The 19200-nt window shown below is 66.6% G+C and carries 25 protein-coding genes; all 25 read left to right on the top strand.

From position 1 onward, the window contains the following. The first annotated feature begins 109 nt into the window (after positions 1 to 109). The 25 genes from AC4PTB_RS16200 to AC4PTB_RS16080 all read left to right on the top strand — a co-directional run bounded on the left by AC4PTB_RS16200 (position 110) and on the right by AC4PTB_RS16080 (position 19083). On the top strand, positions 110 to 1417 hold the full coding sequence (locus AC4PTB_RS16200) for an FprA family A-type flavoprotein (protein ID WP_492190892.1): 1308 nt from the start codon (positions 110 to 112) through the stop codon (positions 1415 to 1417). Between the two features lie 14 nt (positions 1418 to 1431). After that, positions 1432 to 1719, top strand: a complete 288-nt coding sequence (gene fdxC, locus AC4PTB_RS16195) for a ferredoxin FdxC (RefSeq protein WP_013068981.1) — start codon at positions 1432 to 1434, stop codon at positions 1717 to 1719. 42 nt (positions 1720 to 1761) lie between these two features. After that, the gene (gene fdxN / locus AC4PTB_RS16190) at positions 1762 to 1959 is read left to right on the top strand and encodes a ferredoxin FdxN (protein ID WP_055209281.1); all 198 of its coding nucleotides are present in this window, start codon (positions 1762 to 1764) and stop codon (positions 1957 to 1959) included. Between the two features lies 1 nt (position 1960). Beyond that, complete coding sequence (locus AC4PTB_RS16185) at positions 1961 to 2440, top strand: SoxR reducing system RseC family protein (protein WP_492190891.1); 480 nt, start codon at positions 1961 to 1963, stop codon at positions 2438 to 2440. Continuing rightward, the gene (locus AC4PTB_RS16180; protein ID WP_492190890.1) at positions 2437 to 3537 is read left to right on the top strand and encodes an FAD:protein FMN transferase; all 1101 of its coding nucleotides are present in this window, start codon (positions 2437 to 2439) and stop codon (positions 3535 to 3537) included. Before AC4PTB_RS16185 ends, AC4PTB_RS16180 begins: the two co-directional genes overlap by 4 nt. 152 nt (positions 3538 to 3689) lie before the next feature. Next, positions 3690 to 4229, top strand: coding sequence for a peroxiredoxin (locus tag AC4PTB_RS16175; RefSeq protein ID WP_492190889.1), 540 nt, complete (start codon positions 3690 to 3692; stop codon positions 4227 to 4229). Between the two features lie 169 nt (positions 4230 to 4398). After that, entirely contained in the window at positions 4399 to 5967 is a 1569-nt protein-coding gene (nifE, locus tag AC4PTB_RS16170; protein ID WP_492190888.1) for a nitrogenase iron-molybdenum cofactor biosynthesis protein NifE, read from the top strand. A 1-nt stretch (position 5968) separates the two neighbouring features. Next, entirely contained in the window at positions 5969 to 7354 is a 1386-nt protein-coding gene (gene nifN, locus AC4PTB_RS16165) for a nitrogenase iron-molybdenum cofactor biosynthesis protein NifN (RefSeq protein WP_492190887.1), read from the top strand. After that, a complete protein-coding gene (gene nifX, locus AC4PTB_RS16160) occupies positions 7329 to 7808 on the top strand; it encodes a nitrogen fixation protein NifX (protein WP_492190886.1) in 480 nt (159 codons plus the stop codon). Before nifN ends, nifX begins: the two co-directional genes overlap by 26 nt. Continuing rightward, entirely contained in the window at positions 7808 to 8278 is a 471-nt protein-coding gene (locus tag AC4PTB_RS16155; protein ID WP_492190885.1) for a NifX-associated nitrogen fixation protein, read from the top strand. The genes nifX and AC4PTB_RS16155 overlap by 1 nt, the downstream gene beginning before the upstream one ends. 1 nt (position 8279) lies before the next feature. Further along, on the top strand, positions 8280 to 8477 hold the full coding sequence (locus tag AC4PTB_RS16150) for a CCE_0567 family metalloprotein (protein WP_055209295.1): 198 nt from the start codon (positions 8280 to 8282) through the stop codon (positions 8475 to 8477). 13 nt (positions 8478 to 8490) lie between these two features. After that, a complete protein-coding gene (fdxB, locus tag AC4PTB_RS16145) occupies positions 8491 to 8796 on the top strand; it encodes a ferredoxin III, nif-specific (protein WP_492190884.1) in 306 nt (101 codons plus the stop codon). Beyond that, entirely contained in the window at positions 8780 to 9322 is a 543-nt protein-coding gene (locus AC4PTB_RS16140; protein WP_492190883.1) for a nitrogen fixation protein NifQ, read from the top strand. The genes fdxB and AC4PTB_RS16140 overlap by 17 nt, the downstream gene beginning before the upstream one ends. A gap of 168 nt (positions 9323 to 9490) precedes the next feature. Next, positions 9491 to 9811 (top strand): iron-sulfur cluster assembly accessory protein, encoded by a 321-nt coding sequence (locus AC4PTB_RS16135; RefSeq protein ID WP_492190882.1) that lies wholly within the window; start codon positions 9491 to 9493, stop codon positions 9809 to 9811. Positions 9812 to 9821: 10 nt separating this feature from the next. Next, positions 9822 to 10220, top strand: a complete 399-nt coding sequence (locus AC4PTB_RS16130) for a NifU family protein (protein ID WP_492190881.1) — start codon at positions 9822 to 9824, stop codon at positions 10218 to 10220. Positions 10221 to 10222: 2 nt separating this feature from the next. Further along, positions 10223 to 11383 carry a cysteine desulfurase NifS gene (gene nifS / locus AC4PTB_RS16125; RefSeq protein WP_492190880.1) on the top strand — a complete coding sequence of 387 codons (1161 nt, stop codon included), beginning with the start codon at positions 10223 to 10225 and terminating at the stop codon, positions 11381 to 11383. 11 nt (positions 11384 to 11394) lie between these two features. After that, the gene (gene nifV / locus AC4PTB_RS16120; protein WP_492190879.1) at positions 11395 to 12540 is read left to right on the top strand and encodes a homocitrate synthase; all 1146 of its coding nucleotides are present in this window, start codon (positions 11395 to 11397) and stop codon (positions 12538 to 12540) included. Between the two features lie 15 nt (positions 12541 to 12555). Further along, positions 12556 to 12894, top strand: coding sequence for a nitrogenase stabilizing/protective protein NifW (nifW, locus tag AC4PTB_RS16115; RefSeq protein WP_492190878.1), 339 nt, complete (start codon positions 12556 to 12558; stop codon positions 12892 to 12894). 242 nt (positions 12895 to 13136) lie between these two features. Then, entirely contained in the window at positions 13137 to 14891 is a 1755-nt protein-coding gene (gene nifA, locus AC4PTB_RS16110; protein WP_492190877.1) for a nif-specific transcriptional activator NifA, read from the top strand. 184 nt (positions 14892 to 15075) lie between these two features. Then, entirely contained in the window at positions 15076 to 16569 is a 1494-nt protein-coding gene (gene nifB, locus AC4PTB_RS16105; RefSeq protein ID WP_492190876.1) for a nitrogenase cofactor biosynthesis protein NifB, read from the top strand. A 7-nt stretch (positions 16570 to 16576) separates the two neighbouring features. Continuing rightward, positions 16577 to 17314 (top strand): 4Fe4S-binding leucine-rich repeat protein, encoded by a 738-nt coding sequence (locus AC4PTB_RS16100; protein ID WP_492190875.1) that lies wholly within the window; start codon positions 16577 to 16579, stop codon positions 17312 to 17314. Between the two features lie 3 nt (positions 17315 to 17317). Beyond that, entirely contained in the window at positions 17318 to 17671 is a 354-nt protein-coding gene (locus tag AC4PTB_RS16095; protein ID WP_492190874.1) for a nitrogen fixation protein NifZ, read from the top strand. Continuing rightward, positions 17668 to 17880 carry a putative nitrogen fixation protein NifT gene (gene nifT, locus AC4PTB_RS16090; protein ID WP_013068960.1) on the top strand — a complete coding sequence of 71 codons (213 nt, stop codon included), beginning with the start codon at positions 17668 to 17670 and terminating at the stop codon, positions 17878 to 17880. Before AC4PTB_RS16095 ends, nifT begins: the two co-directional genes overlap by 4 nt. Positions 17881 to 17882: 2 nt before the next feature. Next, positions 17883 to 18716 carry an SIR2 family NAD-dependent protein deacylase gene (locus tag AC4PTB_RS16085; protein WP_492190873.1) on the top strand — a complete coding sequence of 278 codons (834 nt, stop codon included), beginning with the start codon at positions 17883 to 17885 and terminating at the stop codon, positions 18714 to 18716. Positions 18717 to 18876: 160 nt separating this feature from the next. After that, positions 18877 to 19083: a TOBE domain-containing protein gene (locus tag AC4PTB_RS16080; protein WP_492190872.1), complete on the top strand. Its 207-nt coding sequence runs from the start codon at positions 18877 to 18879 to the stop codon at positions 19081 to 19083. The last annotated feature ends 117 nt before the right edge of the window (positions 19084 to 19200 follow it).

The following is a 19200-nucleotide window of genomic DNA, read 5'->3' as shown; positions in this document are numbered from 1 at the left end:
GCTTCCGTCATCTTGCGATGCCGCGGCCCTGTTTTCTTGGAGGTCCGGGCCTGGCACGGTTCTTGCTGCACTCCTGTTGCGGCCCGTCCGCCTTCACAGGAGCAAGCCCTTGTCCGTTCCGCCTTTCACCATCCGCCCGGCTGCGCCCCGCATCGACGGTCCCGCGGGCGCTGTTGCGGTGGCGCCCGGCGTGCATTGGGTGGGGGCGCTCGATCCGGGGCTGCGCAGCTTCGACGTGATCCTGAAAACCGCGAACGGCACCACCTACAACAGCTACCTCGTGCGCGGAGCCGAGGGCGTGGCGGTGATCGACACGGTCAAGGCCGAGTTTGCGGGCGACTTCTTTGCCCGGCTGGAAGCCGTTGCCCGCTATGACGAAATCCGCCTGATCGTGTTGAACCATCTGGAGCCCGACCACACCGGCGCCGTGCCCGAGCTGCTGCGCCGCGCGCCGCAGGCGCAGGTCCGGCTGTCGCCCCGCGGCCTGCCGATGCTGCGCGCGCTGCTGAAAGACGACTTCGAGCGTTACGACATCAAGGGCGTCACCACCGGGCAATCGGTCAGCCTGGGCGACCGCAGCCTGCAATTCTTCACCACGCCCTTCGTGCATTGGCCCGACACGCAATGCACCTGGCTGGCGGCGGAACGGGTGCTGTTCACCTGTGACCTGTTCGGCAGCCATTATTGCGACGGGCGACTGTTCAACGACCTTGTGGGCGATTTCCGGTTTTCTTTCGAATATTACTTCGACCGGATCATGCGCCCCTTCCGCAGCTTCGTGGCGCAGGCGCTCGACCTGATCGAGCCGCTCGATTTCGGCATCATCGCCCCCGCCCATGGGCCGATCCTGCGCAGCCATCCGCGCGATTATCTGACCCATACGCGGCGGCTGATTTCCTCGCGGCTTGCCTCCGAAACCGGCAGCGAAAAGACCCTGCTGATCTTTTACGTCTCGGCTTACGGTGCCACCGCGCAGCTGGCGCAGGCGATCCATGACGGCGCCGCCGCAAGCCCCGATGTGCGGGTGTCGCTCTTTGATCTGGAGGGCGGCGAGATCGCCCCCTTTCTGGACCTGATCGAGGAGGCCGACGGAATTGCGCTGGGTACGCCGACGATCAACGGCGATGCGGTGCGCACGATCTGGGAAATGCTGGCGGCGCTGGTCGATATCGAAACCCGCGGCAAGCTGGGGGCGGCCTTTGGCTCCTATGGCTGGTCGGGCGAGGCGGTGCGGCTGGTCGAAACCCGCCTGCAGGGGCTGAAGATGCGTCTGCCGGAACCGGGGTTGCGGGTGAAGCTGCACCCTTCCGTGGCGGAGCTGGACGAGGGGCGGGCCTTCGGGCGCCGCCTTGCCGATCACCTGACCGGCCGGGCTGCGCCCCGCGAGGTCGACTTTGCCGAAATCGCGGCGCGCTGAAAGAAGGACGGACCATGGACAAGGCCACACTGACGTTCACCGATGTCTCGATCACGGTCAACGTGCCCACCGGAACCCGGATCATCGAGATGTCGGAAAAGGTCGGCTCGGGCATCACCTATGGCTGCCGCGAGGGCGAATGCGGCACCTGCATGACGCATATCCTTGAGGGTTCGGAAAACCTGTCGGAGCCGACGGCGCTGGAAATGCGGGTGCTGGAGGAAAATCTGGGCGGCAAGGATGACCGTCTGGCCTGCCAGTGCCGGGTGCTGGGCGGCGCCGTCAAGGTTCGTCCCGCCTGAACGAAACGAAGCCAAGCCATTTGCCAGGAAAGGAAACCAGCCATGGCCATGAAGATCGATCCCGAACTCTGCACCTCTTGCGGCGATTGCGAACCGGTGTGTCCGACCAATGCGATCGCGCCGAAGAAAGGCGTTTATGTGATCAACGCCGAGACCTGCACCGAATGCGAAGGCGAACATGACCTGCCGCAATGCGTCAACGCCTGCATGACCGACAATTGCATCAATCCGGCGGCGTAAGATGACGGGCTGCTGCGACGACGGTCTGGCGACCGGGGCGCGCGATCTGCGCGAAAGGCTGCGCGTGGTCGCGGTCAGGGGCGAAAGCCTTGTCGTCGCGGCGAACCGCGCCTCGGCCTGTGCCGCCTGTGCCGAGGCGAAGGGCTGCGGCACCAAAGCGCTGCTCTCGATGAGCCGCAGCGATCAGATGACGATCCACTGCCCACCGGGACTTGCCGTCGCCGCAGGCGACGAGGTCGATGTGGCGCTGTCGGGCAACAGCTTTCTGGCCGGTGTCGGGCTGGCCTATCTCCTGCCCGCGCTGGCCTTCGTCATCGCCCTCGCGCTGGCGACGGGGGCGGGGCTGTCCGATCTGGGCGCGGCGCTCGTTGGCGGGGTCGTGCTGATGTTTGCGTTTCTGCCGCTTGTGGTGCTCGAACGCCGCGCGCGGCTGTCGCGGGCGCTGCAGGTGCTGGACGTGATCCCGGGGCCAAACCGATGACGGGCCGCGGCGCCCTTGCGCGGGTGGCGCTGGGTCTGGCCGCGGGGCTGGCCCTTGCGGGGGGCGTGCGGGTGCTGAACGCCCCCGCGCCCGCCATATCCGAGACCTTTTACGTCTTCGGCACGCTTCTCGAGGTCGAAACCCGTGGCGTCCCCGAGGCGCAGGCCCGCGACGCGATGGCGGTGCTGGGCGCGCATTTCCGGCAGATGCACCGCGACTGGCACGCCTGGAACCCCGGTGAACTCGAAAGCCTGAACGCCGCCATCGCCGCCGGTCAGCCCTTCGAGGTCGATCCGGGGCTGGCGCAGCTTCTGGCACAGGGCAGGGACCTTGCCTGCCGCTCGGAGGGGCTTTTCGATCCGGCCGTGGGCGGCATGGTCGAGGCCTGGGGCTTTCACGCCGACACCCCGCCCGAGGGCGATCCGCCCTCTGACGCGGTGGTGGCGAAGCTCTTGGCGGGCGCTCCGAAAATGACCGATCTGACGATCGAGGGCGCCACGGTCCGGTCGTCCAATCCCGCGGTGCAGCTGGATCTGGGCGCCTATGCCAAGGGCGCGGCGCTGGATCTGGCCGAGGCGGATCTGACCGCCGCCGGCATCACCGATGCGGTGCTGAACGCGGGCGGTGGCGTGCAGGTTCTGGGCGGTCACGGCGCGCGGCCCTGGCGGGTGGCGATCCGCGATCCGTTCGACTGGGGGGTCGTTGCCGCCGTTTCGCTGCGCCCGGGCGAGGCTTTGCACACTTCGGGCAATTACGAACGCTATTTCGACAAGGGCGGCATCCGCTTTTCCCATATCATCGATCCGCGTACGGCCCGGCCGATGCGGGGGGTGGTCTCGGTCTCGGTCCTGTCCGACAGCGGCGCGCTGTCGGATGCCGCCGCCACCGCGCTGTGCGTCGCGGGCGAAGAGGACTGGCCGCGGATCGCCGCGCAGATGGGGGTCAGCGCCGTGCTGCGGATCACCGATGACGGATCGATCTTCGCCACCCCCGAAATGAGGACGCGACTCGAAGCGGTGCAAGGCGGCTTCCCCGCCCCGATCACCGTCGTTGATCTGCCCAGGGATGAGGCAATCCCCCTCTGCCCCGAGGGCTGAACGCGCTTTGGCACGGGCCTTGCCCGGCCGCACCTGTCACATTCTGGATTTGGAACGATTCCATATTGCAGCGCAGCGAAGATCACGCTACCCCCTCGGACCGGGATTTCCGCGGGGACCGACCCCCCGCCTGACCGCAGCAGGAGCAAAAGATGAAAACCAACAGCAAATTGCCCGAAGTCACCTTTCACACCCGCGTCCGCGACGAAAGCGTCGGCGGCCCGAACCCCTACCGCTGGCAGGACATGACCACCGCCGATTATTTCGCGGGCAAGCGGGTGATCCTGTTCTCGCTGCCGGGCGCCTTCACGCCGACCTGCTCGACCTACCAGCTGCCGGGCTTCGAGAAAGGCTTCCCGGAGTTTGCTGCGCAGGGCATCGACGCGATCTATTGCCTGTCGGTCAACGACAGCTTCGTGATGAACCAATGGGCCAAGGCGCAGGGTCTGGAAAACGTCCAGGTGATCCCGGACGGCTCGGGCGAGTTTACCCGCCGCATGGGGATGCTGGTGCGCAAGGACAACCTTGGCTTCGGCCTGCGCTCGTGGCGCTATGCGGCGATCGTCGACAACGGCGTGATCGAGGCCTGGTTCGAAGAGCCCGGCCTGATGGACAACTGCCCCGAGGACCCCTATGGTGTCTCCAGCCCGGAAAACGTTCTGGCCTGGCTGAAAACCGCGAAAGCCGCCTGAGCGATCCGAAACAGGTTCCGAAAGCCCCGCCGCTTTGGCGGGGCTTTGCATTTGGGCAGGGTCCGACAATTTGTCGGATATGCTCCAAACCCGGCGCCGTTGCCGCCAAAGCTTGGCCGTTTCACCTGGCATGTTGCTTGCTTGATCCCTCCTGACAGGGGGATGCATCATGTCCGAAGCCTTGAAGTCGAAGATCGCCGCCGTCCTGAACGAGCCGGGCTGCGCCACCAACGCGACCAAGACCGATGTTCTGCGCAAGAAGGGCTGCACCAGGCAGCTGACCCCGGGGGCGGCGGCCGGTGGTTGCGCCTTTGACGGCGCGATGATCGCGCTGCAGCCGATCGTCGATGTTGCCCATCTGGTGCACGCCCCCGCCGCCTGTTGGTCGAACGGCTGGGACAACCGCTCCTCGGCCTCGTCGGGGTCGGAGCTTTACCGCAAGGGCTTTACCACCGATCTGTCGGAACTCGATATCGTCATGGGGCATGGCGAGAAGAAGCTTTATCGCGCGCTCCGCGAGGTGATCGAGGCGGAAAACCCCGCCGCCGTCTTCGTCTATGCGACCTGCGTGACGGCGCTGATCGGCGATGATCTGGATGCGGTCTGCAAGGCGGCGACAGCGAAATGGGGCACGCCCTGCATTCCGGTCAATGTGCCGGGTTTTGCCGGGTCGAAGAACCTGGGCAACAAGCTCGGCGGCGAGGCGCTGCTGGATCATGTCATCGGCACGCTGGAGCCGGAGACGGTGACGCCCTGCGATGTCAATATCATCGGTGATTTTAACCTGTCGGGCGAGTTGTGGCAGGTGAAGCCGCTTCTGGATCAGCTCGGCATCCGCATTCTGGGCGCGATCTCGGGCGATGCGCGCTATCGCCAGGTGGCGATGGCGCATCGGGCCAAGGTGACGATGCTGGTCTGTTCGCAGGCGCTGATCAATGTCGCCCGCAAGCTGCAGGAGCGCTACGGCATCCCCTATTTCGAGGGCTCGTTCTACGGCATTTCCGACACCTCACAATCTTTGCGCAGGATGTGCCGGATGCTGGTGGACCAAGGCGCGCCCGCGGATCTTCTGACCCGCTGCGAGGCGCTGATCGCCAGGGAAGAAGCAAAGGCCTGGGCGGCGCTGCAGCCGTTTCGCCCCAAAGTCGAAGGCCGCCGCGTGCTGCTTTACACCGGCGGGCACAAATCCTGGTCGGTGGTCTCGGCGCTCATGGAACTGGGGATGGAGGTCGTCGGCACCTCGATGCGCAAGGCCACCGCGAATGACCGCGACCGGGTCATCGAGATCATGGGCGACGACAAGCACATGTATGAAAACATGGCTCCGCGCGAGATGTATCAGATGCTGCGCGACGCCGGGGCCGATGTGCTGTTGTCGGGCGGGCGGTCGCAGTTCGTGGCGCTGAAGGCGCTGGTGCCTTGGGTCGATGTGAACCAGGAAAAGCACGAACCCTATGCGGGTTACAGCGGCATGGTCGATCTGGTCCGCGCCATCGACCGCTCCGTGAACAACCCGATGTGGGCGGATCTGCGCGCCCCCGCGCCCTGGGATGTGCCGCTGACCGGCGCGGTCGTGCCCGGGCCCGCGGGCGCCTGTCCGGTGACCGGGATTGCCGCGCCAAGGAGCCGGGCGCCGGTGCTGGTGCCGCAACAGGCCGCCGCCGTCCCGGTGGCGCCTGCGACAAGCCCCGATCTGGCCGCGATGACGAATTCCGCCACCGATTTCGAGGATTGCTGACATGGCCGTGCTGACCCATCCCCGCCGCGCCCTTTCGACCAATCCGCTGAAGACCTCGGCCCCCCTTGGCGCCGCCATGGCCTATCTGGGCATCGAGGGCGCCGTGCCGCTGTTCCACGGTGCGCAGGGCTGCACCGCCTTCGGGCTGGTGCATCTGGTGCGCCATTTCAAGGAAGCTGTGCCGCTGCAGACCACCGCGATGAACGAGGTCACGACGATCCTTGGCGGGGGCGAGCAGATCGAGGAAGCGATCGACAACATCCGCAAGCGGGCGAACCCGAAGTTCATCGGCATCGCCTCGACCGCGCTGACGGAAACCCGCGGCGAGGATATCGCGGGCGAATTGCGCGCGATGCTGGCCCGGCGCAAGGATTGGGCGGGGACCGAGATCGTCTATGCCGCCACCCCGGATTTCGAGGGCGGTCAACAGGATGGCTGGGCCAAGGCGGTCGAGGCAATCGTCGCGGCGCTGGTCCCGGTGACGGATGAGCGCGACCCCGACCTGCGGCAGGTGACGCTGCTGGTGCCCAGCTATTTCACCACCGCCGAGATCGACGAGGCGGTGCGGATGATCCGCGCCTTTGGCCTGTCGCCGATCGTGCTGCCGGATCTCTCCACCTCGCTTGACGGGCATCTGTCGGATGACTGGTCGGGCCATGCGCTGGGCGGCACCCGTCTGGACGACATTGCCCGCATTCCCCGTTCTGCCGTCACGCTGGCGATTGGCGAGCAGATGCGCACTGCCGCGCAGATGATCGAGGACCGTGCGCTGGTGCCCTATCACGTTTTCCAAAGCCTGACGGGCCTCAAGGCCGTCGATGCCTTTGTCCGCGTGCTGATGGAGCTGTCGGGGATGCAGGAGCCGCCGCCCTCGATCAAGCGCGACCGGGCGCGGATGATGGATGCGGCGCTCGATGCGCATTTCTTCACCGGCGGGCTTCGCGTCGCCATCGCTGCCGATCCCGATCTGATGTTCGCGCTTTCGACCGCGCTTGTGTCGATGGGGGCCGAGATCGTTGCGGCCGTCACCACGACGCAAAATTCCGCGGTGATCGAAAAGATGCCCTGCGCCGAGGTGATCTTGGGCGATCTGGGCGATTTCGAACGCGCCGCGCAACAGGCCGAGGCGCAGATCCTGATCACCCACAGCCACGGCCGCCATGCCGCCGCGGCGCTGCATCTGCCGCTGGTCCGGGTGGGTTTCCCGATCTTTGATCGCATCGGCGCGCAGGATGCCTGCCGTGTCGGCTATCGCGGCACCCGCGCGTTCCTGTTCGAAATCGCCAATGCGATGCAGGCAATCCCCCACCGCCCCCGCCCCGAGGATTTCGGGGCAGCCCCCATCCCTCAGGAGTTTGACCATGTCCCGCACCCTGCGCCTTGTTGAGCCCTCCGGCCCTGCCCCCGGCGAAAAGCCGCTGCGCGTCGCCATCGCCTCGAACGATCTGGAAAATCTTGACGCGCATTTCGGCTCGGCCCGGCAGATCGCGGTTTACGAGGTCTGGAAGACCGGCGCCCGTTTCGTCGAGGTGCATCAGTTTTCCTCGGCCACCGACCAGAAGGGCCGCCATGACGAGCTGGAGGACCGCATCGGCCCGAAGCTTCAGGCGCTTTCGGGCTGCACGCTGGTCTTCGCGCTGGCCGTTGGCGGGCCGTCCGCCGCGCGGATGGTGCGGGCGGGGATGCATCCGATCAAGCGCAAGGAACCCGAGCCGATTTCGGCGGTGATCGAACAGGTGCAGGTGATGCTGAACGGCACCCCGCCGCCCTTCCTGCGCAAGGTTCTGGGCACTTACGAAAAACCCGATTTCACCGCCGATGTCGAAGGGGAAGAGGTCTGATGACGATGACGCTGGATGCCGCCCGCGGCGGCGAGATGGTCGACAGCCCGTTTCTGGCACAACTGGCTGCGGTGATCCGTGCCGAGGACAGCCATGGGTTGTGGGATGACAAGACCAATGCCGAAATCCTGCGCGACTTCATCGTCACCGCCGAGGAACGCCGGTCGATGCCGATCATCGGCGACCCGGACCCGGAGCTGATCTGGCGGATGACGAAATTCTATGACGCCATCGGGCTTCTGGTCGAAAAGCGCACCGGCTGCATGGCCAGCCAGATGCAGAAGATGCACCACGAGGGCTTCGGCCGCGTCGTCTTGATCGCGGGCAAGCTGGTCGTGGTGTCGAAACATCTGCGCGACGTGCACCGTTTCGGCTTCGAGACCTGGGCGAAACTGGCCGAGGCGGGCGAAAAGCTGGTCGAAAGCGCCGTCGCCACGATCAACGAATTCCCCGAAGCGGCGAGGGCCTGAGATGACGCTGGAAGAACTCGAAGCCCGGGTGAAGAAGCTGTCGCTGCGCGCGACGGACGCCAAGATGAACCTTCACGACCTGTCCGAGGAGCTGCCGACCGACTGGCAGAAGATCCCGGAGGTGGCAGAGGCGACCTGGCAGATTTTCAAGGACCTGGACGAAGCCCGCAAGGCGCTCAAAGCCGCCAAGCAAGCCTGACAAGGACAAAGCGATGCCCACTGTTGCCTATACCCGCGGGGGCGCGGAATATACGCCCGTTTACCTGATGAAGATCGACGAGCAGAAATGCATCGGCTGCGGCCGCTGCTTCAAGGTTTGCGGCCGCGACGTGATGAGCCTGCACGGGCTGACCGAAGATGGCCAGATCGTTGCGCCGGGAACCGAGGAATGGGACGAGGTCGAGGACGAGATCGTCAAGAAGGTCATGGCCTTGACCGGTGCCGAGAATTGCATCGGCTGTGGCGCCTGCGCCCGGGTCTGCCCCTCCGAATGTCAGACCCATGCGGCACTTTCCTGATCCTTTCGCGACAGGCCCGGGGCCGGTGATCCCGGCCGAGGCCTTCGGCTTCATCCTGGCCCATGGCCTGCGCGACTGCGCTGCGGGGCTGGGGCCGCTGACGGCGCGGCTCGGGCTGTCGGGCGCCGATCTTGCGGCCCTGCGTGACCGTTTTGCGCCGGGCCTTGATCTGCCCGATCTGGACCAGCCCCGCCCCGAGGCGGGGCCGGATCAGCAGGCGATCGAGACGCTGATCCTGTGGCGGGCGGGCGTTGCCACGCCCGAGGCGCGCTGGCTGGCGGCGATCCTGGCCCGGCGGTCGATGGAGACGCGGCATCTGTGGGAAGACCTTGGCCTGCCCGCGCGGCCCTGGTTGAGCGCGATGATCGCGCATTTCCTGCCCGGTCTCGCCGCCGCCAATTCCCGCAACATGCGCTGGAAAAAGTTCTTTTACCGGCAGATCTGTTCGGACGCGGCGTTTTCGCTCTGCCTTTCGCCCTCTTGCGACGATTGCGACGAGCGGGCCGGTTGTTTTGCCCCCGATTGATCCGGCCCCTCTGGGGCGCTGATCGGGGCGATGCGACAATCCCCCCGGGCTCTGTCGCAAATCCCTCAATGTCGGCCCGAACCTTGCATCCCTGTCAGTGATCCCCGCCCGCAGGGTTGGCACGGTTCTTGCTGCATCCCTGAGGAACGCATCACAGGGGAGAGCGTCATGATCGAGATCACCCAACCCGCCCAGGAAGCGATCAAGGCCGCCATCGAGGGCGCCGGTCAACCCGTTGCCGGGCTGCGCCTGATGGTGCAGGCGGGCGGTTGCGCCGGGCTGAAATATGGCATGGCGCTGGAGCTGGAAGCCCAGCCCGACGATGCCAGCCTGACCTTTGGCGCGGTCACCGTGCTGATCGACCCGCTGACCCGCGAACATATCGCGGGCACGAAGATCGACTTCGTCAGCACGCTTGAGGGCACCGGCTTCACCTTTGACAACCCCAACGCCAAAAGCGCCTGCGGCTGCGGCAAATCCTTCTGCTGAGGGGGAAGCGATGCGCGACATGCAAGACGACGACACCAAGGCTCCCGCCCCGCCGCCTGCCGCCGCCGCTGCCGCGCGTCGGGCCGCGGGGGGCGCCGCCCCCGATGCCAGCGCGCTGCGCGACCGCTTCGCCAAGCTCGCGCAGCTGGACACCCCAGAAGCGGCGATGGATGCAGCCGACGACGAGGTGACCCGCATCCGCGCCCTGATCGACGAGATGCGCCCGACCTTCCGTCGCGACGGCGGCGATATCGAACTGGTGCGGGTCGAGGGCGCCCGGGTCATCGTGCATCTGTCGGGCGCCTGCGCGGGCTGCATGCTGGCGGGACAGACCCTTTACGGCGTGCAAAAGCGCATCACCGACAGTCTCGGCCGCCCCTTCCGCGTCCTCCCCGACATCCGGCATTGATCATGACCCAACCGGCCATCTACCTTGACAACAACGCCACCACCCGGGTTTTCCCCGAGGTCGTGGCGGCGATGCTGCCCTATTTCACCGAGCATTTCGGCAATGCCTCCTCGGGCCATGGCTTCGGGGCGCAGGCGGGGCTGGGGCTGCGCAAGGCAAGGCTTGCGGTCGCGGCGCTGATCGGCGCGGCCTCGGAACAGGAGATCCTTTTCACCTCGGGCGGGACCGAGGCGAACACGACTGCGATCCGCTCGGCGCTGGCGGTGCAGGAAGGCCGACGCGAGATCGTCATTTCTGCGGTCGAGCATCCGGCCATCCTGATGCTCGCCGCCGATCTGGAAAAGACCGAAGGCGTCAAGGTGCATCGGATTGCGGTCGATTCCCTGGGTCGGCTGGACCTTGCGGCCTATCGGGCGGCGCTCTCGGACCGGGTGGCCGTCGTCTCGATCATGTGGGCGAACAACGAGACCGGCACGATCTTTCCGGTGCCGCAGCTCGCCGCCGAGGCCCATGCGGTGGGGGCGCTGTTTCACACCGACGCCGTGCAGGCGGTGGGCAAGCTGCCGATGTCGCTTGCGGAGACCGAAATCGACATGCTCTCGCTTTCGGGTCACAAGTTCCACGGGCCAAAGGGGGTGGGGGCGCTTTACCTGCGCAAGGGCGTCGCGTTCCGCCCGCTTTTGCGCGGCGGCAAGCAGGAACGCGGCCGCCGGGCGGGCACCGAAAACGTGCCCGCGCTGGTCGGCATGGGCACCGCGGCCGAGATCGCCGCGGCGCGGATGACCACCGATCTCTCCCGCATCGCGACGCTGCGCGACTGGCTCGAAGCCGGTCTGCTGAAGCTCGGCGGCTGTCAGCGGCTGGGCGATCCGGCCAACCGGCTGGCCAATACCTGCACCCTCGCCTTTGACCGCATCGACGGCGAGGCGGTGCTGACGAAACTCGCCCGGGCGGGCATCGCCGTCTCGACCGGCTCGGCTTGCGCTTCGGGCGCGATGGAGCCAAGCCATGTCACCCGCGCCATGGCCGTGCCCTTTACCGCGGCGCATGGCGTCGTGCGGTTCTCGCTCTCCGCCGACACCACCGCGGCAGAACTTTCCCGCGTGCTCGCCGTCCTGCCCGAGATCCTGGCCGAGCTGCGCCCCGTTCCCGTAACCGCCTGAAGGGAAAGATCATGACACCCAACCAGAGGCTTGCGCTGTGCGACACCACCCTGCGCGACGGCGAACAGACCGCCGGGGTGGCCTTTTCGCTGGCCGAAAAGAAGGCCATCGCCCGGGCGCTGGACCGGGCAGGCGTGGCGGAAATCGAGGTCGGCATCGCCGCGATGGGCTGGGCCGAGGTTGCCGAGATCCGCGCCGTCGTCGCCGAAATCGCCCATGCGACGCCCGTCGTCTGGTGCCGGCTGCGGATGCAGGATCTGGACATGGCGCAGAAAACCGGGGTCCGGCGGGTGCATTTCGCGGTGCCCACCTCAACCGCGCAACTGGAGGGCAAGCTGCGCGTCGATCGTGACTGGATCTTGCGCGAAACCGCGGCTTTGGTCTTTTGCGCCACCGATCGCGGCCTGCAGGTCTCGGTCGGGGCCGAGGATGCCAGCCGCACCGATCCCGCGTTCCTGATCCGTCTGGCCGAGGTCGCGGCAGCTGCGGGCGCGATCCGGTTCCGCATCGCCGACACGCTGGGCCTGCTCGATCCGCTGGGCGCCTTTCGTCTTGTGGCCGAGCTTTCGGCGCGGATTTCCCTGCCGATCGAGATGCATGCCCATAATGATTTCGGCATGGCGACGGCGAATACGATCATGGCCGCCCATGCGGGCGCCACACATCTGTCGGTCACCGTGAACGGGCTGGGCGAACGCGCGGGCAATGCCGCGCTCGAGGAGGTCGGCGCCGCGCTCGAGGCCGGGGGGATCGACACCGGCCTTGATCTCTGCGCCCTGCCCGGGCTTTCCGCCGTCGTCGCCAAGGCCTCGGGCCGGGCGCTGCCGCCGCAAAAGCCGATCACCGGGGCGATGGTTTTCGCGCATGAATCCGGCATCCATGTCGATGCGATCCTCAAACGCGCCGATACCTACGAAGACCCGCGCTGCGCCCCCGCCCGCTTTGGCCGCGAGCGCCAGATCGTGATCGGCAAGCATTCGGGCAGTGCCGGTCTGCGCGCCGCCCTGCTGGAGGCGGGCCTGCCCGCCAGTGACACCGTGCTGGACCGGCTGAAACCGCTTTTGCGCGCCCATGCCGTGCGGGTGAAACGCCCCGTCCAGCCCGAAGACCTGCGCCGCATGGTGGCACGGCTTGACCGCCTGCCGCCCCGACCCTGATCGAAGGAGACCCAGATGACCCCCGAAAGCCCCACTCTGACCGCGCTGGCGAAACTCTCCTCGGCCGAGGAGATTTTCGCCTTTCTCGGCGTCGAGCCGATCCGCGAGGTGCTGAACTCGTCGCGGCTGCACATCATGAAGCGCTTCGGCGCCTATCTGCGCGACACCGACATGACCGGCCTGACCGAAGATGCGATCTTCGCGCGCGCGCGCGATGCGCTGTTGCGGGCGCAGGCCGATTTCGTCGCCTCGACACCGCTCCAGGAAAAGGTCTTCAAGGTCTTCGAGACCGAGGCGGCGAAACGCAAAGCCCGCTTCGTCGGCCTTGAAACCCTGAAAGTGATCAAATCCTGACCGCCCGCAATCTGCCAGATTTTCCGGCCCCCGGGGTCGGTTCGCCGCATTATTGCGCAATCGACCCGGTGCCTTCGCAAAAATGAACCGAACCTGCCTGTCGGGCCCGTCGTCAAGGCGTGCCTTTTTCTGCCCGCGTCCTATGCTGATCCGCAGAAGTCCCGACTGCGGCGGATGGTGCGCGCGTTCCGATGATCCGGGTCGTCCGCCGCGGAAATTCCTTCCTCTGAGGGGATGACTGCATGACCGATCAACACTCCCGCCCTGCCGCGCCGCGGCGTCGCTCGACGCAGTCGATCGCCGACCGTTTGGCGCTGGATGCGCTTTACGAGATTGCCAAGACCTTTGCGGCGGCGCCGGATCCGGTGGCGGAGGTGCCGCAGATCTTCAACGTGCTGTCGTCTTTCCTCGATCTGCGCCATGGCGTGCTCGCCCTGCTCGCCGAGCCGGGCGAAGGCGTGGGCGTCAACCCCTATGTCATCGCCGCGACGGCGTTTCGGCGCAGCCCCGATGCCCCCGCCGCGGAGGTGATCCCCGATGCCGTGGCGCGGATCGTCTTTCGTTCCGGCGTGCCCTTCGTCTCCTTTGATCTGGCCGCCGAATTCGGCGCCGAGGCGGTGCCGAAGCGGCTGCGCGACGCGGGCCAGACGCTGATCGCCGTGCCGCTGCGCGACCCCGAACGCAGCCATTTCGTGCTGGGCGTGCTGGCCGCCTATCGCAGCCATGACCACAACCGGTCGGGCTTTTCCGACGCCGATGTGCGGGTGCTGACCATGGTCGCCTCGCTTCTGGAACAGGCGCTGCGCTTTCGCCGCCGCATCGCGCGCGACCGCGAACGCGCGCTGGAAGACACGCGGCGCATGCTGCAAACGGTGACCGAGCACCGCGGCCCGGCGGCGCCCGTCAGCCTGGATGGCATCGTCGGATCGAGCCCCGCCATCGCCGAGGTGGTGGCGCAGATCAGGCGCGTGGCCTCCACCCGGATGCCGGTTTTGCTGCGCGGCGAAAGCGGCACCGGCAAGGAATTGTTCGCCCGCGCGGTGCATGCCCAGTCGCCCCGCGCGAAAGGCCCGTTCATCCGCGTCAACTGCGCGGCGCTGTCGGAAACCCTTCTGGAATCGGAACTTTTCGGCCATGAGAAAGGCGCCTTCACCGGCGCCAATGCGCTGAAAAAGGGCCGGTTCGAACTGGCCGATGGCGGCACGCTGTTTCTGGACGAGATCGGCGAGATCAGCCCGGCCTTTCAGTCGAAGCTGCTGCGCGTGCTGCAGGAGGGCGAGTTCGAACGGGTGGGCGGGTCGAAGACGATCAAGGTCGATACCCGCATCGTCGCGGCGACGAACCGCGATCTGGAGGATGCCGTCGCGCGCGGGCAGTTCCGCGCCGATCTTTACTTCCGCATCTGCGTCGTGCCGATCGTGCTGCCGCCGCTGCGCAACCGTAAAAGCGATATCAAGCCCTTGGCGCAGCTGTTCCTGGACCGCTTCAACAAGCAGAACGCCACCAATGTCAAATTCGCCGCCGAGGCTTTTGAGCAGATCTGCCGCTGCCAGTTTCCGGGCAATGTGCGCGAGCTGGAAAACTGCGTGAACCGGGCCGCGGCGCTCTCGGATGGCGTGATCGTGCTGGCCGAGGAGCTGGCCTGTCGGCAAGGCGCCTGCCTGTCTGCCGAGCTGTTCCGGCTGCAGGACGGGGCCTCGCCGATCGGTGGGCTGGCGGTGGGGCGGGTGATCCCGCCGACGGTCCGGGTCAGCGCGCCGCCGCCGCCGCCCGAGCCTGCGCCCGACCCCGCGCCCGAAGCGCCAACCTCGGGACCGGCTGCGCGCGAGGAGACACCGCTGCGCATCAAGACCGCGCAGCTGAGCCGCGAGGAGCTGCTGCGGGCGCTGGAAAGCGCGGGCTGGGTGCAGGCCAAGGCGGCGCGGCTTCTGGGGATGACGCCGCGGCAGATCGCCTATGCGCTGCAGAAATTCGAGATCGAGCTGCGCAGGATCTGAGGGCGGCAGCGCCGAGGACGGACCCCGGTTTTGGCCGGGGTCTTTGTTGCCCCCGCTGTCGTTTGCCCCCGCTGTCGCATTCCCGACAAAAGCGCAGGTTTTGGCCAATCCCGCCGCCCGGCAGTTGGCACGGGTCTTGCTGCATCCCCGATGACCCCCTCACGGGCAGAGCATGGAGAGCAGCATGTCGGAGACTGTCGTGACCCTTGGCACCCTGGCGATCGGCTCGAAACAGAGCCTTTCCGCCGCGCTGGCCGCGGGCGGCTGTTCCGCGACCGGATCGGCAACCGGCTGTGGCAGCAAGGAAAAACCCGAAGACATGGACCCGGCGACCTGGGCCAGGGTCAAGGATCACCCCTGCTATTCCGAGGAAGCGCATCATTATTTCGCGCGCATGCATGTCGCGGTGGCGCCCGCCTGCAACATCCAGTGCAATTACTGCAACCGCAAATACGATTGTTCGAACGAAAGCCGCCCCGGGGTGGTGTCGGAGCGCCTGACGCCCGAGGAGGCCGCGCGCAAGGTGATTGCGGTGGCCAATGAGGTGCCGCAGCTCTCGGTTCTGGGCATCGCCGGGCCGGGCGACAGCGCCTATGACTGGCGGAAGACAAAGGAAACCTTCCGGCTGGTGACGGCGCAGATCCCCGACATCAAGCTCTGTCTGTCCTCGAACGGGCTGGCGCTGCCCGATCATCTGGATGAGCTGGTCGAGATGAATGTCGATCACGTCACCATCACCATCAACATGATCGACCCCGCGGTGGGGGCGCAGATCTACCCCTGGATCTTCCACAATCGCAAACGGATCTACGGCGTCGAGGCCAGCCGCATCCTGCATGAACGGCAGATGGAAGCGCTGGATGGGCTCGTTGCGCGGAGGATTCTGGTCAAGGTGAACTCGGTGCTGATCCCCGGCATCAACGACGCGCATCTCTTGGAGGTGAACCGCGAGGTCAAACGCCGCGGCGCGTTCTTGCACAACATCATGCCGCTGATTTCGGCGCCCGAACATGGCACGCATTTCGGCCTGACCGGGCAGCGCGGGCCGACGGCGGCCGAGCTTCTGGCGGTGCAGGAGGCCTGCGCGGGCGGCGCCAATCTGATGAAGCACTGCCGCCAATGCCGCGCCGATGCGGTGGGGTTACTCGGCGAGGATCGGGGGCAGGAATTCACCCTGGACCTCGTGCCCGAGGCGCCGGTCTATGATCCCGCCGCGCGCGAAACCTATCGCGACTGGGTCGCCGCCGAGCGCGAGGATCGCCGTGCCGCGGCAAAGGCCGCGCAGGACGCGACCGGGGCGGCCTGCGCGGCATCGTCACCGAAACTCCTCGTCGCGGTGACGACGCAGGGCGGCGGCCGGATCAACCAGCATTTCGGCCATGCGACCGAGTTCCAGGTCTTCGAGGTCGACGCAACGGGCGTGCGCTTCGCCTTCCACCGCCGCTGCGACAACTATTGCGTCGATGGCGGCGGCGCGGACGACCGGCTTGACCGGGTGATCGCGGCGCTTGACGGCATCGACACGGTTCTGGTCGCAAAGATCGGCGACTGCCCGCGCGAGGGCCTGGCCGCGGCCGGCATCACCGCCCGCGACACCTGGGCCCACGACTATATCGAACCCGCCATCCTCGCCCTCTACCGCGAAAGAATGGCCCCAAAACAAGCGCAAACCGCCTGAGGACCCGATGCCCGAAGGACCCGAACCCGTTGACTGGACTGGCAAGGCGCTCGATTGCAGCGCCTGCCGGTTCCATGACCGGCTGGAGAGCGGGCATTGCGGGCTGGGCTGGTCCTGCCTGAATGATCGCTACGGCAAGCGGATCGAGCGGTTCTTCACCCTCAACCCGGAACTGGCCGATGAAAACCTGCGCCATCCCTATTTCGAGACCCGGGTGCAGGCGGCGCGGATGGCCTCGGTGTTCCGGCTGCCGCGGCTTCTGGCCGACGAAGATCCGGCGGTGCGCGGCATGGCGGTGCTGCGCCTGCCCGCCGCACATGCGGAACGGCTGATGGCCGATCCGGACCGCGCCGTGCGGATTGCGGTGGCGCATCGTCTGCCGCCGGGCGGGTTGCTGCCGATGCTGCACGATCAGGACGGCCATGTCCGGCTGATCGTTGCACGCCGGGCCGAATCCGGTCTGCTGCCGATGCTTTGTGCCGACCCCGATCCCGAAGTGCGTGCCGAGGTCGCCCGCCGCATCGACCCGGCCTTTCTCGACCGCTTCCGCACCGATCCCGAGCCGCTGGTGCGGCGCATGGCGGCGCGGCGGCGGCCTGCGCTCTTCGTGACGGATGACGATCTCCGCGTCCGCCACACCGTTGCCGAGGAAGGCGGGCGCGCGGAATTGCGCCGCCTTGTCTCTGACCCCGAAGCGATCATCCGCGAGACCGCGATCCAGCGGCTTGCCCAAATGAAGGAGTGACCCATGGCGACCGACGACCGTGAAATCGAGGTCTACCGCGCCCCCGCCTACCGGCCGGGCGACAAGGTGATCGCCCGCAAGCAGGTGAAGAACGACGGCACCATGGCCGGGTTCGAGATCGGCGACATCGTGGTGAAAAAGGGCGATGTCGGCTATGTCCGCGACATCGGCGTGTTCCTGTCGCAATTCTACATCTACGCCATCGACTTCATCGAGCGCGGCTCGATCGTCGGCATGCGCGAAAAGGAAATCAAGCCCGCCGGGACCCTTGCCGCGCGCGAGGGCGAACGGGCGCTGCAATCCCATATCGTGACCCGCGCAAGCCTTGCGCAAACTGCAAAGGACTTCTCCCGATGAAAGTGATGATCCGTGAAACCGCCAAGGGGATCGAGGCCTATGTGCCGAAGAAGGACCTTGAGGAAATGGTGGTCGCGCAGGAAAAACCCGGACTTTGGGGCGGCTGGGCGAAGCTGGCCAATGGCTGGGTCTTTGCCATGCCCGAATTCGACACCCCGCCGCAGCTGCCGGTGACGGTCGAGGCGCGCAAGATTTCCGACGAGGACTGAGCATGACCGATATCGCGCTTCTGGAAACCGTCATGGCCGAGGTGGGGGCGGGCCGTCGCATCCCCTATCTGGGCCCCGAGGTCTCGGCCTTGTCGGGCGGGCAGGCGCCCGGCACGACCGCCGAGCTGTGCCGCAGGCTGGAGGCCGAAGTGCGGGTGCCGCGCCGCGCCGCGGGCAATCTGTGGGCGGTGGCGCAATATATCGAAAGCCGGAAGTTCCGTGCGACACTCGATGCGCTGGTGCGCAAGGCGTTCGTCGGCCGCCCCGACCGGCCCAATCCGGTGCATGACTGGCTGGCCGCGATGCGGGTGCCGATGGTCGTCGACACCTGGTATGACGAGGGTCTCCTGCGCGCCTTCGGCCCGGGTGACGGCGATTGGGGGCTGGTGCAGGGGATCAGCCGGGCGGGAACGCAGTCCGAGGCCTTCACCGCCGCCTTCGACAGTTTCGGCACCCCCGTTCCTGCCGCCGATCCGGGTTGGAGATCGCTGATCTACAAGCCCAATGGTCTGGTGCGGATGGGGTCCTCGTTCCTTCTGTCCGACGCCGATTATGTCGAGGTGCTGACCGAGATCGACATTCAGACCCCGATCCCCGACGAGGTGCAAAACCGCCGCACCGGGCGGCCGTTCCTGTTCCTGGGCTGCCGCTTTGATGACCAGCTGTTGCGCATCTATGCGCGGCAGATCGCCAAGCGCTCGGCCCCCGGCCATGTCGCGGTGATCCCCGGGCCGCTGACGAAGATGGAGGAGAAGTTCCTCGAGGAGCTGCAGATCCGCCGTCTGGATCTGCCGCTCTCGGCGCTGACCGACCTGCTGACCGTGCCCGAGGGCTGAGCCCTGCCCCGCACCACCGCAAGGGGAGAGAGGCGGCCTTCGCCTTGCGTCGATATGTAAATTTTTCCCATATTGTCGTGAAGGTAACAAAGGTTAACACTGGCCGTGCTGCAGGAATTTGGCAGAAATCGACTCAATCTTTCCGGGAAAGGAAACCCCGATGAAACTCAGCGCACGCAATATTCTGGCGGGCAAGGTCACCGCCGTCGAGACCGGCAATGTCACCACCCATGTCAAGATCGACATCGGTGGCACCATCGTCACCGCCTCGATCACCAATGAAGCCGCCGCCGATCTGGCGCTGAAGGTCGGCGACGAGGCCTGCGCGATCATCAAGGCTTCCGACGTGATCGTCGGCAAGACCTGATCGGCCCGTCAGGGCGGGGGGGCGCGGCCGGGCGGCTGCGCCCCCTTGCCTTGGCCCTGCGCCAAACTGTATCTGGCCGCGCCCGTTCATCCTGCTAAGGTGCGGGCGCGAAAAGGG

This window comes from Rhodobacter sp. 4.3.4 (assembly GCF_058724655.1).
The sequence above is the reverse complement of the archived record's forward strand: the minus strand, read 5'-3'. Positions and strand labels throughout refer to the sequence as shown.